Raw genomic sequence first — 15,464 nt, forward strand, 5'->3', positions numbered from 1 at the left:
GCAGGTGATAGTGCAACCTCATCAAGACTAAAGTCTTGAGGGTTGGTAACGAAGACAACACTTTAGTGTTGGTGGAGTCCGTATCACCTGCCCATGATTTTAATCATGGTGCCCGTTATGATATACACCCCTTAATTGTGTACACACCGTAGGTCCTAGCATGTACGGTATGCAAGTGCTAGCGTGTACACATCGTAGGTCCTAGCATATACGGTATGTAGGTGCTAGCGTGTACACATCGTAGATCCTAGCATGTACGGTATGTAAGTGCTAGCGTGTACACATCGTAGATCCTAGCATGTACGGTATGCAAGTGCTAGCGTGTACACATCGTAGGTCCTAGCATATACGGTATGTAAGTGCTAGCATATACACGTTGTATCTTCATTGGGACATCAAAAAGCCCCTTTGATATCCCAAAAGATATAAAGGGGCGATGCTAAAAACCTGCTTATCTAAAACGTTCTAATTGACGATTAGCACAGCTTCTAATTTTTCAGAGCGGGGTGCTTTAAGTAAAGCATTTCTATTAAGTTGAGTAACTAACTCCAACTCATAATTACCTTTAGCCAACGCAGGTACCATAAAGATGACCGCTTTATTTTCATTGTTGATCAGTTGCGTTACTTTCGTACGGCTTTGATCATCAAGATTGATAAAGAATAATCCTACTTCATCCTTGAACTCCTCTGAACCATCAATTTTAATACGATCACCATAAATGGTTATTGCATTACTCGGAGTGATTTGGGCATTGATTTCACCCGTAAAACTATCCACTACTTTTAGTAATACAGGGCCAGTTTGTGCCTGACCAAGTACCGTCACTTTAGTTTCATCAATCAATTCTCTAGTATTAGAAGTTAGATTAATACTCGCATTTAACTGATGTTTTTTAGGGTCGAAAACCTCTTCATAAAATACACCGCTGACACTCAGTCTTGCATTGACAAAACCTGTATTAACATTGTATCCTTGTGCCAAACCTTCACTTTTGATACGGTCAGCACGATTAAGCAATTCAATTATGGTTTCAGCTTGGTATTCAGAACCCTCTTTTTTGATACGACTAGCAATTGCTTCATTGTCAATAGTTCCTTTGCTTCTTACTCTACCAAAATAGTCATTAGGATCTGGGGTAACGGCGAGGTCATACAGTTGTATGTCCACTTTGTTGGTTTCTTTTGCCATAGCAAATGTTTGATTTAAGTGTTAGAAATTAAAATAGGATTTGAATCGTTGATGATGAGAAATATTGTTATTTACACCTATTTAGTACCAAGACAAAATTAATTAATACTAATTCTATTTATTGTTTTGCGATTACTTCCTTCAAAAAACTTTCAATAGCACCACTATTGATGCGTTTTTTAGCGTTGTTCTCACAAAAAATAAATGAGAATTAACTATGATTTATTTTTGACTTAGTACTTAAGCAGATTTTTAGATGAAGTTAGTTTCGTTTTTAAGGTATAACAATGCAGAATCGTCTCAGTAACATAGTTCATTCAAATCAGCTCTAATATTAGTAGCAAGATTGCTTATTTACAAGTGTTTACATTTTTATTTTGAAATCTTCTTCAAGAAAAAAATGGCTTTCTACAATTTTTTTGGCAATTATTCCACCTTATAACATAAAACAAAAGAATAACTATTTTTTTGTATTCCATAAAACATAAAAACACTTATATTAGTGGCGAGTTATGGTGTTGAGCTAAAAACCTTTTGACTAATGAACAAAAAGCAATTATTTGAAATGGTACTTCATGAATATATTAATTCAATTATAAAATCTCAACTGATGCTAAGAATAGATCGAGTGGGTCTTGTAATTTTTTAAAATTAAGAAATCACGTTAGGCTATAATAATTTATTAATACTAATAGTAGTGAAAAACATCTATATTGCACCACCAATTATATTTACCCTTTCACAAAGAAAGTAAACCATGAAATTAGAATTAAGCACACTCGAATCCTGGTTATGGGATTCTGCCGATATATTACGTGGATCAGTCGATTCAGGAGATTTTAAAAACTATATTTTTGGATTGATGTTCCTCAAACGTGTTTCTGATGTCTATGATGAGGAAGTGGAGCGTTTGGTAGAGGAAGAGGATTACGATCATGAGGAGGCACATGAAGATGTACATTTCAAAGTGCCTGCTTCTGCACATTGGAAGGAGCTGATCAAGAAGACGCAGGATATTGGTGAGGCGTTGGACAAGGCTTTTGCGGGTATTGAAGAGGAAAATACAGAATTAAATATTGATGGAGTTTTGACTGCTGTTCACTTTGGGAACAAGGCGGTGCTGACCGATGAGGTGTTACAACGCTTACTCAAACATTTTAATAAATATTCTTTACGTAATGCAGATTTATATTCTCCAGATATCTTAGGGGATGCTTACGAGTATTTGATTCGTATGTTTGCCGATGATGCAGGGAAGAAAGGAGGAGAGTTCTATACGCCTAATGGTGTGGTAAAACTGATTGTGAACTTAATTAAACCTGAAGTGGGCAACAGCATTTATGACCCTACCTGTGGTAGTGGTGGGATGTTGATTGAATCGGCTCGTTATATCAGTAAACAAGAAGGAGGAAAGACGGCTTCGGGTATTGTGAACTGTACGCTCAACGGACAGGAGAAAAACTTGAGTACTTGGGCGATCTGTAAGCTAAACATGATCTTGCACAATTACACAGATAGTCGTATTGAGAAAGGGGATACGCTGGGAACGCCGAAGCATATTGATGCCAACGACGATTTCCTTTTACAAGATAGAGTGATTGCCAATCCTCCATTTTCATTAAACAAATGGTGGGATAGGGCTGAAACCAACTTGGAGAAGAAGGTAGATAAAAACGGGAAGGAAAAAGAACTTGCTCCTAACTATACCAAAGTCGTTTCTGATCCTTATGGACGTTTTCATTTGGGGGTTCCCCCTCGTGGTTATGCTGATTTGGCTTTCTTACAACACATGTTGGCCATGTTGAAAACCGATGGACGTATGGGGGTGGTCTTGCCTCATGGTGTATTGTTTAGAGGAAGTGCCGAAGGTAAAATTCGTGAGGGATTATTAAAGTCTGATCTGTTGGAAGGTGTGGTAGGTTTACCGTCTTCTCTTTTCTACAATACAGGTATTCCTGCGAGTATCTTGGTATTAAGCAAGAAAAAGAAAGCCCACTTACAAAACAAAGTGATCATTATTGATGGATCAGAGGAGTTTAAGGAAGGAAAAAACCAAAACAGTTTAGAACTTGAACATATCCAAACCCTTACGCAATGGTACGATACGCTTTTCAATAATGAAACAGCAGAAGAGGAAAACAAATATGCTCGTTTGGTGGAGATGGAAGAAATCGCTGAAAACGATTATAACCTCAATATCGCCCGCTATATCGATACTTCTGAACCAGAACCTGAAGTAGATGTACCTCAAGTGTTACAAGACTTAGAAGGTATTGAAAATGAAGAAAAGGACATCGATGCAAAGTTGAATGAGTTTTTAAAGGAAATTGGGTTTTAGGGTATGAGTTTTGGTTTTAAAGTTCCCGATAGTTGGTCTATATGTCAATTAGTTGATGTAAAAGACCCAAATGATAGATATTCTTTTACAGGAGGACCTTTTGGTTCTGATCTAAAAAGTGAGCATTATAAAGAAAATGGAGTTAGAATTATTCAGCTTCAAAATATTGGTAGTGGTTCATTTATAGATAAATCAAAAATTTATACCTCTGAAGAAAAAGCTGATGAGTTAGTTTCTTGTAACATTTACCCTGGGGAAATAATTCTTGCTAAGATGCACCCAGCAGGGCGTTCATGTTTGATACCAAATGAAGATAAAAGATATTTATTAAGTTCTGATGGAATCAGGTTAAAAGTTGATAAAGAAAAATTTGATAATGAATATATTTTTCAATTTTTAAATACATCTTATTTTTTAAATCAGGTAGCATCTAAATGTACGGGTACTACAAGAGCCAGAATAGGATTAAATGATTTAAAAGAAATAAAACTTGCAATCCCCCCCCTCCCCGAACAAAAAAAGATCGCCTCCATCTTATCCACCGTCGATCAGAAGTTGGAACAGATAGACAAGCAGATCACCAAAACGCAGGAGTTAAAAAAGGGACTTTCCCAACGCTTATTGACTCGCGGAATCGGTCATACAAAATTTAAGCAGAGTAAGATTGGAGAAGTGCCGGAGAGTTGGGAGGTGGTGAAGATAAATGATGTTTCTAATGTAGTAAGAGGTGCATCACCGAGACCTGCTGGTGACCCTCGTTTTTTTGATGGTGATTATTTACCATGGATAACAGTTGCTGCACTAACTAATCATAATGGCAGTTCATTAATGAAAGATCATGTAGTTTCTTTCTTAACAGAAGAAGGCTCAAAGAGGACAAGAATTTTAGAACCAAATACAGTTCTACTTTCTAATAGTGGAGCAACTTTAGGTGTGCCTAAAATCTTAACTTTTAAAGCAGGAGCAAATGATGGAATAGCAGCTTTTTTAGAGTTAAATAATATTGAAAAAATGTTTTTATATTATTTATTAGAATCAAAAACATCTTTTTTTAGAAATGATATTGCACCTGGTAGTGGTCAACCAAATTTAAATACAACATTAATAGGTAATGTTGATGTTGTTTTACCTCCAATCGAAGAACAAAAACAAATCGCCTCCATTCTTTCCACTGTCGACCATAAGCTATCTATTTTGGAGCGTAAAAAATCCAAAGTAGCCGAGTTAAAGAAAGGCTTGATGCAGGGGTTGTTGAGTGGGAAGGTGAGGGTTTCTTGAATGAAGAATTAAGAGTTAAGAATGAAAAATGGTGTGTTTCGAGTTTTTTTGCGGGATGCACTGTTTCATTTTAAAATAACAAAAATATGAGTGAATATATTTGTCAAAGATGTGAAGGATCAGGAGAACCACAAGATGTAAAATATGATACGGACGGTTTTTGTAACTATTGTGAAGGTACGGGTAGAATTTCTGAAGAACGTAGAGAGGAATTAAAAGAATTAAAACAGGAAGCCAGAAAACGGAGATATGAAAGAAGTAGAAGAGGTGATGATGATTGGGAGTAATCATAAACTTTCTTTTCAAAATAATTGTTACATAATTAGGAAAATAAATTCATTGTGATAAAATTTGTAACAAACGAAAAGGAATATGGACACGGAAACTAAAATACTTATTGGTCAAAATATTAAGGATTTAAGAACTGTAATGGGTTTAAGTCAAGACCAAGTAGCCAAGTATTTGGATGTTACAAGAGAGCAAGTTTCTAATTATGAGAGAGCAGAACGTAACATATCAATAAAGGAATTAAATAAACTAGCAGATTTATTTGGCGTTGAGTTATCAGATCTATTAGAAGAAGATAAAGCAACGCATAAGATAAACCTTGCTTTTGCATTTAGAAAGGATGGAGAGGCATCAGATCTTGACACAGTATCATCATTCAAAAAAGTAGTGATGAATTATTTAAAGATGGAAGCGATACAATAATGCAGTTACAAATTATTGAAAAAAAAGCCGCAGAGTTTAGAGAAAAATGGGGCTTAGGAACTACCGAACCAATTGTGCTTAAAAGCCTTTTACAAAAACTAAATGTTATCACACTCTTTAAACCACTTTCTCCTAATTTTTCTGGTATGGCAATAAAAGCAGAAGAGAACAGATTTATGCTCATCAATGCCAATCATTCATTTGGTAGACAACGTTTTTCAATTTGCCATGAGCTGTACCATTTATTTGTTCAAGAAAACTTTACACCTCATCAATCTTCGGCAGGTAATGAGAAAAGTGAAGATAAGGAAGAACGAAATGCTGATCTGTTTGCTTCTAATTTACTTTTACCAAAAGATGGACTCATCAAACATATTCCAGATGAGGAATTACTCAAAAAAGACAAAATAACATTGGGTACAATAATTAGCTTAGAACAATATTTTGGGTGTTCAAGAGCAGCATTATTGGGGAGGTTGAAAGAATTAAAATTGGTATCTAAAGATCATGTATCTAAATTTTATTATAATGTGAAAAAATCAGCTTTAGAATATGGATATAGCATTAAGATATATGAACCTCATTTAGAAGAAACAGTCATCGGTGATTATGGTCAGAAAGCCAAAAAATTATTCGATGCTGAAAAAATATCAGAAGGTCATTACCATAGTTTGATGTCTGCTATCGGAATAGATTTATTAAATTTAGATGATCTATCAGATGAAGATTGAGAAAGGGAAAAAGATCATTCTTGACGCGGATGTAATTATACATTTTATCAAAGGCAAACAAATAGGCTTACTTCATAAGATTTTTCCAAAAAACAAACTATGTATACTTAATGATGTTTATGATGAAGTTTTTCAAGGAGAAATACGAAATCAAGTGGATAATTTATTAAAATTCAAAATGGTGGATTCCTTAGATTTTTCAATGGATTTTAGAATTTTAAAGGAATACGCAAAGCTAAAAAAGCAATATGGAGCTGGAGAAAGTGCTTGTATGGCTTATTGTAGATTTCATAAGGATGTTTTAGGAAGTAGTAACTTAAAAGATATCAAAGATTATTGTGAGGAACATGATATCCAATATTTAACGACAATGAATTTTTTGAATGAAGCTTTTGATATAGCGTTATTATCGGAAGCTGATTGTGATGAATTTATCTATGAAGTAAAAAGTCGAGGAAGTAAATTGCCATTTGATACTATCCAAGAATATAGAGATAGTATTACCTAGAATAAAAAAATACTATATTTACAACATAATACACCTCCCATGCTTACTCCAACAAGTAGCACACTTGGGAGGTCTTTTGTTTTAAAAAGCAACACTAACATGCCAAACCCCGAATACATACAATCAGAACAACCTGCCATCGAACTACTAAGCAAGCTCGGTTATACCATTTTAGAAGGAAAACATTTTCATGGTTTATAATTATCTTTAAGCAAAAAAACTATAATGAATAAAAGAGTACCAAAATATAGCCTTGAGGGGTTTAATATCAAGAATTACCAAGGCATAAAAGAGATTGATATACAAAACTTACCGCAAGCTTCACCATGGATTTTTTTGACAGGTGAAAATGGTTTTGGTAAGACTTCAGTATTGAAAGCATTATCTGCGTTTATTGGAAAAAAGAAGGAAATGTATCTTCCTCAAGCCACAAAAATAGCGGTAGATATAAAAGAATATAAAGGAAAAAATAGATCATCATTGCCAAAAGAGTGTGTAGCCTACGGACCAAACCGTTTATCCATTTCAGATGCAAGAAGTTCAAATGACCCAAAATTAGAAACAAATCTAAGTTCACTTTTTGAAAATACACCTCTATTAAATATAGAAAGTTATTTACCGAATTGGTACAAAGATCAATTGTTGGCTTTAAATGGAATTAAAAGTAGTGATCATTTATTTGAACAAACAAGGAACTTATTTTTGAAGGTAATGCCTAACCTTGTTGATATGAAAATTGTCTCCAATAACATCAAAGATGAGGTTGTTTATATTGAGGAAAATGAACCGAAAATTAATAAAGAATTACATCAGCTAGCTTCTGGAAATAAAAGTTTAGTCGCTTTTATCGGAGATTTATTAATCCGTTTACTGCAACAAAATTCTACAAAGGACATAAGACAATTAGGAGGTATTGTGTTCATAGATGAAATGGATTTGCATTTACATCCTATTTGGCAGAAAAAATTGCCCACTTTATTAAGTGAAATCTTCCCAAGAATACAATTTGTCGCTTCAACGCATAGCCCTATTCCTTTACTTGGTGCTCCAGAAGGTTCTGTTTTCTTAAAAGTAAATCGATCAGAAGAAGAAGGAATTACGGTTGAAAGATTAGAGACGTTGGAAACGGAAATTAAGAATCTACTGCCGAATACTATTTTAAGTTCTCCCATCTTTGGTTTTAATGAAATCTTCTCAGTGCAACACCATAAAGGTGAGAAAGTACAAACGGAAGACACCTATGAGGATGTATTGAAAAGGAAAAAGGTGAAAGAGAAAATCAGCAAACTAAACCCTGAACAAGAAGCCGAATTGAAAGAATTCCTTAAAAAACGAAGAGATGAGAAGTAATAACAACAGGTCAAACTATTCAACACCAAAGAAACTAACAGAGAATAAAGACAATTGGGAAAAAATAGCGAAAGGGGAGCTTCCCAAAAGTGAAATCAACGAAAATGTTTACAAAGGAAAATACACTAGGCAAGGTAAGACCTATTACTCTGTACGTGATCCACTTTCCAAGATGTACTACAACAAATGTTGCTATTGTGAAACTATTGAACATGCTCCAGAAGTAGAACATTACAGACCTAAAAAAGAAGTAACTGAAGAAAAAACACACAATGGTTATTTCTGGTTATGTTATGAGTGGACAAACTTATTACCTTCATGTCGATACTGTAATACTTCAGGAGGTAAAGGGATGAAATTTCCCTTGGCAGAAGGTGGCGTGAGAGTTTTTGATGCACCAATAGAAGAAGGTGTTTTTAATACAGACCGATGTAAGGTAGATACAGAGGAATTACTAGCAGAAAAACCATTATTACTTCATCCCGAAGTAGAAAAAGTAGAAGATTACTTCACATTTGAGAACAATGGAGCCATAAAAGGGATTGATGGGGAAGGAAGAGGAGAAGCCACGATATCTATTTGTAATATGAATAGGGACAACCTACTTGAAAGAAGACAGAACGTTATTGATAAGTGGTTGGAAGATATTGAAGACATTTTGTTGGATTACTCTGAAGGAGAAGCTACGTTGGCAGAGGTAAAACGCCGAGTGAACAGAAAACTCCAAAGGTTAAAGGGTTCTTGTGATGTCAAAGAGGAGTTTTCTTTATTACAGATGGTTTGTTTGTCAGATTTTGAACGTTTGATCTTAAATCAATTGGAGAATGAGACATTTAAAGTATTTCTAAAAGGAATATATGACGATTTTTTAGTGACTGAGAATTAGATTCAAATACTATTTATAAAGTAATATGGCAAACACAATTTTATACAAGTATCGCAGTTTAGACAACTTCAAGTTTTTAGTAGATATTTTTTTGAATAAGAGGCTTTATGCTGGGGATTATAAATCAATGAATGACCCAATGGAAGGGGTGTACCGCTTTAATAAGCATAAAGTATCTGCTGAATTTAGAGCAACAATTCTTGGGGATAAAAGGGATCTGAGATTCTGTTCGCTTTCTGCTGATGCAGATAATAAATTACTTTGGGCACATTATGCCAATGGTCACAACGGGATTTCTATTGGGGTAATACCTCAAGGTGTAGAAGACTCAGATATTAGAGAAATGTATTACACTCCTGATCCTTTAAAAATTACAGAAGAAAGTGAGCATGTAGATGCCAAGAAAATACTAAGTTATAAAAATGAAATTTGGCAGTACGAAAATGAGGTCAGAGTATTTACTATGCAATACTTTGTTGAAGTGAAAATTAAAGAAGTAGTATTTGGTAAAAGAGTAAGTAATAATGATAAACAGATGCTCAAAAAACTTATCAGTACTATTGACAATCAAATAACTTTTAGAGACGAAGATGAGAGTAAATAGTTAATACCTATTCTTATCAAGAATTAAAATCAACTAACATGCAAAACAACGAATACACATTATCAGAAGAACCTGCTATCAATCTACTAGAAAAACTCGATTATACCCCATTAGATGGGGGTAAAGAGGATCCTCGTTCTTCAATCAAAGAGGTACTTTTAGAAGATAAAGTAAAATATGCCATTAAGGATTTAAACAAATGGTTGGAACATGATCAAATTAATCAGGCTTTTAAAGAAATAGAATTCATTAATAATACCTCATTGATGGATGCTAACGAAAAGTTTTGGTTGAAAGTCCTATGTAAGGGATCTTTTACAACTCAGCTAGAGAACAAAAAAGATCCCAATAAAAAAAAGAAAGATGTAAAGTATATTGATTTTGATAATCCTGAAAACAATGATTGGGTGGTAGCTCGTCAGATGAAATATACAGGATTACAAAAGAATAGTATTCCCGATATAGTAGTTTATGTCAATGGTTTTCCTTTAGCTGTTATAGAGTGTAAATCACCCAATGCTCCCTCTGCTTTGGATTCAGCAATTAGTGATTTGCAATATTATCAAGAAAACAGTGAACGATTATTTATCTATAATTTTATAAGTGCAGGCATTTGCAAGTGGCAAGCTAAATATGGAGCTATTAATGCACCTTCACAATTTTACTCCCGATACAGAGTTAATGATGAGACTGAAGTAGAGAAGTTTCTAGGGAGAGAGGTATCGGAACAAGATATCATGTTATATTATCTTTTTAGAAAAGATCGCTTCCTTGATCTTTTTAAACATTTTACCATTTTTGAATTAGAAGATGGGAAAACCATAAAAAAACTACCTCGATACCAACAGGTTCGAGCAACCAATAACACCATCAAGAGTTTAAAACAAGACAAAGGCGGTGTAGTTTGGGCAACTCAGGGTTCTGGGAAATCAATAACAATGGCTTATGTAACAAGAAAACTTCAAGAAGAAGAGTTTGGCTTTGAAAACCCTACTATTATCGTTCTGACAGATAGAACAGACCTTGACCAACAAATTACAAATACATTTCAAAATGTTGGCTTAAAAAATGTTACTCGTGCTTCATCAGTGATGGGGTTAAAAGCGTTGCTGAGTAATGATTATGGACAAATAATCACCACTACTATTCAGAAGTTTCAAGAAACGGATGAAGAAGGAAACATTGTTCGTCCTCGTAAAGAGAAACAAAAAGATGGGACTCTAGTTACCTATCTCGAAATAGTGAATCAAGATGGGGAGATTGTATCCAAACAAATAAGTAATACTGCTGAAGTGAAAGGTAGTCAGTTATCAGTTGGGGTGTTATCTGAAAAGGAAAATATATATGTACTTATTGATGAAGCACACCGTACACAATATGGTTTGTTAGCTTCATTTATGAGGGATTCATTACCTAATGCAAAGTTTGTAGCTTTTACAGGGACACCTTTAAGCAAAGAAGATAAATCCACACTCGGTACATTTTATGGCGGTGATTATATAGACTTATATACGATCAAAGAAGCTGTAGAAGATGGGGCCACTTTACCTTTATTGTATGAACAGGGTTTACCTCAGTACTTCCTTGATAAAGACGTAATGGATCAAGCTTTTGATGAGGAGTTTGGTCATGAGTCAAGAGAGAAAAAGACTCTTTTGAAGAAAGAGGCTGGCAAAAAGATAAAAAGTTCAAATGAGAGGTTGGAAGTGATTGTAGACCACCTTATAGAACACTACACTTCAAGAATTTATCCCGATGATTTAAAAGCTATGTTAGTGTGTGAAAACAGAGCAAATGCCATTGCTTACAAAAAAATATTTGATAGAAAAAAGGAAGAAAAGGCCATAGATTTTAATACAAGAGTAGTGATGTCTTTTTCTCCTAAAAAAGACCCAAATGAGTACCTGACATTAGCAACGCCTGCCCATGAAGTGAAAGATGCTGTTGATAATTTTAAACTGCCATTTGGAGACGAGAATGATCTAGAAAAGTCTGGAAAACTCAAATTTAATAACGATGCAATTTTGATTGTATCTGATATGTTATTGACGGGCTATGATGCTCCAATTGCAGGAGTTCTTTATCTTGATAAAAATTTAAAAGAGCATACTCTACTCCAAGCACTTGCTAGGGTAAATAGGACAAGAAAAGGGAAGAAGGCTGGTATAGTAGTAGATTACTATGGTATTACCAATAACTTAATCCAAGCATTAGAGATTTTTAGTGGAGAGTTGACAAGGAATGAAATAATCCCAGATTTTGATAGTGAATTCCCAAGGTTAGAACAACGATGTGAAAAATTGGTACAACTATTTAAAAGTCTTAAAATAGATCGTAATTACGAGAGAGAAAAGTTTATCGATAAAGCTGTAAGAATGCTTGAGCCACTTGATGTTAGGGATAAGTTTAAGGATCTTCTAAAGAAATTCAATGAAAGTATTGCGATTGTTACTCCACATCCCAAAGCATCAAAGTATATTAATGATTTTAAACTCTTCAATCAAATTCGTTTGCAGGCTAGAAAGTTGTTCCCTGAGGATGACACCTTGAAAATATCAAAAGAGGAGAGTGCAAAGCTAAAAGCCCTAATTGACGAACATCTACAGGCTACTGGAGTAAAAGACCTTTTAGAAGAACCTGTTTCCATTATTGATCATGAAAAGTTTAAAGAAGAATTAGAGAGAACGAGTTCAGACGAGTCAAAAGCAAAGAAGATTGCCAATAGAGCAAGACATGTTATAAAAGTTGGGATGGATCAGAATCCTGATTTCTTTAAGCCGTTGAGCGAAATGCTGGAAGACTTGATTAAACAACAAGAAGAAGATAGAATCTCTCATACTCAATTATTAATAGAAGTGAATCACAAAGTAATTGATAAGATACGAATGAAAGATCAGGAAGCAGAAAACTTAGGATTGAACCAACAAGAGTTTGCGGTTTATTCTACTATAAACACTAAACTCAACGGAAATGCTTTAGCTGTAACAAAAGAAATCTTTGAAGCGATAAAGTCAGAGATGGAGGTGAAAGGTTGGCAAGAAAAATTTCAATCCTTAAAATCGATTGAGAGCAACATAAGAAAGACCTTGAAAAACTATATGCCAAAAGAGGAGTATAAGCCAATTTTATCTAATTTGGTCGATCTTATAAAAAAGAATGCAAAGTAACTTTTTTAAGAGTGATTTTTAATAAAGTTATCCTGATGATAAAGTTGAGTTTAATTATCAGGAAACTTTAATAAGACAGTTAAAATCAATCCATGGGTAAGGTAAAATACGGTAATACAACAATTCACTATGTAATTAGCATAGAAAAGGAGTTGAAGCATGATTATATTCAAGTTGAGCAAGGTCAACCTATTCTTTATAGATCCCCGAATGTAACAGAAGAAAAAGCGGATAAATATGTGCTAAAGAAAGCAAGATGGATCATAGAAAAAATGAAGCTAGTTGCTGAACCCATTCACGAAGAAATAAAAACAGGTTCACGCTTGCCTTACTTTGGTCGTAAGTATTATACTGAAGTACAAAAAGGGGATAAAAATGAAGTGCTTTTTTCAGGCTCAAAATTTCATATCACTCTAACTGAAGTCACTCAAGAGAACATCAATGAACAGCTCCAATCCTTTTATCGCCAAAAATGTATTGAAAAGATAAAACCTCGTTTTAATCGCTGGATCAAAACAACAGGCTATACACCTTCCAAAGTCTCTTTCAGAAAAATGGAAAAGCGATGGGGTTCATGTACTTCTGAGGATCAAATTATCCTCAATATTGATGCTTCTAAACTACCATGGCAACTGATAGATTATCTTATTCTTCATGAACTATGTCATATTCCTTTCAAAGACCACACAAAGGACTTTTGGAATGAAATCAGAAAGCACATGGAAGATTATGAGGGGTTTGATAAGAGGTTGGATTATTGGGAGGTGTGATTGGTATTAATTATTTTTAAAATACTTTTTGAGTTTATCTACTTCAATATACATGTTATGATCTCCTATCATATGAAAGCCAAATTTTTCTCCAAATGCTCTAGAATTAGGATTAATACTTTCAACTCCAATATAGTCGAAACCATAATGTTTACATCTTTCTGTTAAGAATTTGAGAAAAGCTGTACCATGTCCTTTTCGTATGCTTTTAAAATATATTCTAGCAATAATCAATGTTCTAGTTTTCCAACCAATTGATTCATAAGAATTCATATGAAATCTTATATAAATATCAACTTTCCGTTTATTATGTATTATTAAATTTTTCTTAAAACGGTTTGAATAATCAGCAGGAGGATATTTATATTTAAACCTATTCATTAGAAATTGATTTAACTCATCTTTGAATTCAGAGATATTTGGTTTCATTATAATTAGTTTTTAGTTAGTAAATATAAAAAAAAACCGCCCTTACATTACTGTAAACGCGGTTTCTAGTGGAGTCGGAGGGAATTGAACCTCTTGTGTGTTACTGTCTATTATTGTCTTTTTTATACTAATAACGCAACATTACATCAAATTTATTGTAATATTGTTGATGGAAATGGATTGCAAAACAAAAATGTTATCCCCAATGTTATCCCCTTTTTTATCTCTCTTTTTGTAATTGGTTATTATGGCAACAGTGAAATTATATTTGAAAGACAAAAATGCTCATAAAGTAACAAAAGTTATTTGTGCTGTGTCTGATGGAAGAGGTGTTTTTATTAAAGTTCCTACTAGTGTCTCTGTAAACCCAAAACACTGGAGTGTTAAGAATCAAAGAATCCTGTCTGCGAATTCAAATGCAGTTGCTTTAAATCAACAACTTGAAAAATTTAAAAATCGTGTTTTCACTATTTATCTTGAAGCGAAAAATAATGGATTGCAAGCAAACGCAAAATATATAAAGGAGCAATTACATCCTAAAGAGAATACAGTTACTAAAGAAGAGCAGTTTTGGAAAGTTTTTGATAATTACCTTGAGTTAAAAACAAACTCTCTTTCAATTTCAAGTATTAAAAAGATAAAATCATTGAGAGTACATTTAAAGGGTTTTGAGGAAAAGAAATATATCACTTTTGATCTTGAAAAAATGGATCAGATGATTTTTGAGAGACTTCAGGATTATATGTATAAAGATGCAGATCTCAATGTTCAAACCACTGCAAAGTATCTTGGTTTGTTTAAGACTTTCTTGAATTGGTGTAAATCAATGAAGATTGTTGATAATGATGATCACAAACAATTTTCTCTAACTCATCAACCAGAAACATTAAAACCAATTTTAGATGATAAGGATATAGATAAGTTAAGAACTGTATCATTAACCAATAACTATTTAGATAATGCGAGAGAGTTGCTTATACTGTCCACGTTGACAGGTCTTAGATTTAGTGACTATAGTAAAATTAATTTATCTCAGATAAGAATAGATTCTGAAGAAAGAGAATATTTGGTATTAAGACAAACTAAGACTAATGAAAGGATAGAAGTCCCTTTAAATTCAGAATCCTCTCGTATTGTTCATGATCTGATTGATGGTAAAGTTAGAGCGATAAGTAATCAAAAGCTAAACCAGTATGTAAAAGAGGTGTGCAAATTAGCAGGTATAGATGACCTTTTTGAAGTGGATGAATTTAAAGGAACACAAAAAACAACTTATCAGAAACCCAAATATGAATTAATTACAACTCACACAGGAAGAAGAACATTTGCTACACGACTCTTACTAAAAGGAGTTCCTACTAAAACTGTGATGAAGTTTACAGGTCATAAAGATGAAAGAAGTTTTTCTAAATATGTAAACATTCCAAAAGAGAAAGAAATGGACTTGGTAAGAATGGCATTAAGTGATTAGGATTAATAAGAAGTATCTAATTGAACCTAA

General features: G+C 33.7%; 14 protein-coding genes. 12 read left to right on the forward strand and 2 right to left on the reverse strand.

Annotated elements, in window-relative coordinates:
* Positions 1-465: 465 nt before the first annotated feature.
* Complete coding sequence (locus tag PL77_RS24925) at positions 466-1,191, reverse strand: DNA-binding domain-containing protein (protein ID WP_044211475.1); 726 nt, start codon at positions 1,189-1,191, stop codon at positions 466-468.
* A 757-nt stretch (positions 1,192-1,948) separates the two neighbouring features.
* Here PL77_RS24925 and PL77_RS24930 point away from each other — a divergent pair.
* The 11 genes from PL77_RS24930 (at position 1,949) to PL77_RS24980 (ending at position 13,534) form a co-directional block, all read left to right on the forward strand.
* Positions 1,949-3,529 (forward strand): class I SAM-dependent DNA methyltransferase, encoded by a 1,581-nt coding sequence (locus PL77_RS24930; RefSeq protein ID WP_044211476.1) that lies wholly within the window; start codon positions 1,949-1,951, stop codon positions 3,527-3,529.
* A gap of 3 nt (positions 3,530-3,532) precedes the next feature.
* Entirely contained in the window at positions 3,533-4,807 is a 1,275-nt protein-coding gene (locus PL77_RS31025) for a restriction endonuclease subunit S (RefSeq protein ID WP_052444709.1), read from the forward strand.
* An 86-nt stretch (positions 4,808-4,893) separates the two neighbouring features.
* A complete protein-coding gene (locus tag PL77_RS24940) occupies positions 4,894-5,094 on the forward strand; it encodes a hypothetical protein (protein ID WP_044211479.1) in 201 nt (66 codons plus the stop codon).
* 85 nt (positions 5,095-5,179) lie between these two features.
* Positions 5,180-5,518: a helix-turn-helix domain-containing protein gene (locus PL77_RS24945; protein WP_044211481.1), complete on the forward strand. Its 339-nt coding sequence runs from the start codon at positions 5,180-5,182 to the stop codon at positions 5,516-5,518.
* Positions 5,518-6,249: an ImmA/IrrE family metallo-endopeptidase gene (locus PL77_RS24950; RefSeq protein ID WP_044211483.1), complete on the forward strand. Its 732-nt coding sequence runs from the start codon at positions 5,518-5,520 to the stop codon at positions 6,247-6,249. The genes PL77_RS24945 and PL77_RS24950 overlap by 1 nt, the downstream gene beginning before the upstream one ends.
* The gene (locus tag PL77_RS24955; RefSeq protein WP_044211485.1) at positions 6,239-6,757 is read left to right on the forward strand and encodes a hypothetical protein; all 519 of its coding nucleotides are present in this window, start codon (positions 6,239-6,241) and stop codon (positions 6,755-6,757) included. The genes PL77_RS24950 and PL77_RS24955 overlap by 11 nt, the downstream gene beginning before the upstream one ends.
* 225 nt (positions 6,758-6,982) lie before the next feature.
* A complete protein-coding gene (locus PL77_RS24960; protein WP_044211487.1) occupies positions 6,983-8,107 on the forward strand; it encodes an AAA family ATPase in 1,125 nt (374 codons plus the stop codon).
* Complete coding sequence (locus PL77_RS24965) at positions 8,097-8,993, forward strand: hypothetical protein (protein WP_052444710.1); 897 nt, start codon at positions 8,097-8,099, stop codon at positions 8,991-8,993. Before PL77_RS24960 ends, PL77_RS24965 begins: the two co-directional genes overlap by 11 nt.
* Positions 8,994-9,018: 25 nt before the next feature.
* The gene (locus PL77_RS24970) at positions 9,019-9,597 is read left to right on the forward strand and encodes a DUF2971 domain-containing protein (protein WP_044211489.1); all 579 of its coding nucleotides are present in this window, start codon (positions 9,019-9,021) and stop codon (positions 9,595-9,597) included.
* A gap of 38 nt (positions 9,598-9,635) precedes the next feature.
* Positions 9,636-12,764 (forward strand): type I restriction endonuclease subunit R, encoded by a 3,129-nt coding sequence (locus PL77_RS24975; protein WP_044211491.1) that lies wholly within the window; start codon positions 9,636-9,638, stop codon positions 12,762-12,764.
* A gap of 92 nt (positions 12,765-12,856) precedes the next feature.
* On the forward strand, positions 12,857-13,534 hold the full coding sequence (locus tag PL77_RS24980; RefSeq protein WP_044211493.1) for a M48 family metallopeptidase: 678 nt from the start codon (positions 12,857-12,859) through the stop codon (positions 13,532-13,534).
* Between the two features lie 6 nt (positions 13,535-13,540).
* Here PL77_RS24980 and PL77_RS24985 read toward each other — a convergent pair whose 3' ends face one another.
* On the reverse strand, positions 13,541-13,963 hold the full coding sequence (locus PL77_RS24985) for an N-acetyltransferase (protein ID WP_044211495.1): 423 nt from the start codon (positions 13,961-13,963) through the stop codon (positions 13,541-13,543).
* 247 nt (positions 13,964-14,210) lie between these two features.
* Here PL77_RS24985 and PL77_RS24990 point away from each other — a divergent pair, with 247 nt between their 5' ends.
* Positions 14,211-15,434, forward strand: coding sequence for a site-specific integrase (locus tag PL77_RS24990; protein WP_044211497.1), 1,224 nt, complete (start codon positions 14,211-14,213; stop codon positions 15,432-15,434).
* Positions 15,435-15,464 lie beyond the last annotated feature (30 nt).

It is taken from the genome of Flammeovirga sp. OC4, assembly GCF_000812565.1.
Lineage (GTDB): Bacteria > Bacteroidota > Bacteroidia > Cytophagales > Flammeovirgaceae > Flammeovirga.

What these genes read in the sequence shown, in the direction of transcription:
- PL77_RS31025 (WP_052444709.1), top strand. Translation starts at nt 3,533, where the DNA reads ATGAGTTTTGGTTTTAAAGTTCCCGATAGTTGGTCTATATGTCAATTA.
- PL77_RS24965 (WP_052444710.1), top strand. Translation starts at nt 8,097, where the DNA reads ATGAGAAGTAATAACAACAGGTCAAACTATTCAACACCAAAGAAACTA.
- PL77_RS24970 (WP_044211489.1), top strand. Translation starts at nt 9,019, where the DNA reads ATGGCAAACACAATTTTATACAAGTATCGCAGTTTAGACAACTTCAAG.
- PL77_RS24930 (WP_044211476.1), top strand. Translation starts at nt 1,949, where the DNA reads ATGAAATTAGAATTAAGCACACTCGAATCCTGGTTATGGGATTCTGCC.
- PL77_RS24940 (WP_044211479.1), top strand. Translation starts at nt 4,894, where the DNA reads ATGAGTGAATATATTTGTCAAAGATGTGAAGGATCAGGAGAACCACAA.
- PL77_RS24955 (WP_044211485.1), top strand. Translation starts at nt 6,239, where the DNA reads ATGAAGATTGAGAAAGGGAAAAAGATCATTCTTGACGCGGATGTAATT.
- PL77_RS24985 (WP_044211495.1), bottom strand. Translation starts at nt 13,963, where the DNA reads ATGAAACCAAATATCTCTGAATTCAAAGATGAGTTAAATCAATTTCTA.
- PL77_RS24960 (WP_044211487.1), top strand. Translation starts at nt 6,983, where the DNA reads ATGAATAAAAGAGTACCAAAATATAGCCTTGAGGGGTTTAATATCAAG.
- PL77_RS24925 (WP_044211475.1), bottom strand. Translation starts at nt 1,191, where the DNA reads ATGGCAAAAGAAACCAACAAAGTGGACATACAACTGTATGACCTCGCC.
- PL77_RS24945 (WP_044211481.1), top strand. Translation starts at nt 5,180, where the DNA reads ATGGACACGGAAACTAAAATACTTATTGGTCAAAATATTAAGGATTTA.
- PL77_RS24980 (WP_044211493.1), top strand. Translation starts at nt 12,857, where the DNA reads ATGGGTAAGGTAAAATACGGTAATACAACAATTCACTATGTAATTAGC.
- PL77_RS24950 (WP_044211483.1), top strand. Translation starts at nt 5,518, where the DNA reads ATGCAGTTACAAATTATTGAAAAAAAAGCCGCAGAGTTTAGAGAAAAA.
- PL77_RS24990 (WP_044211497.1), top strand. Translation starts at nt 14,211, where the DNA reads ATGGCAACAGTGAAATTATATTTGAAAGACAAAAATGCTCATAAAGTA.
- PL77_RS24975 (WP_044211491.1), top strand. Translation starts at nt 9,636, where the DNA reads ATGCAAAACAACGAATACACATTATCAGAAGAACCTGCTATCAATCTA.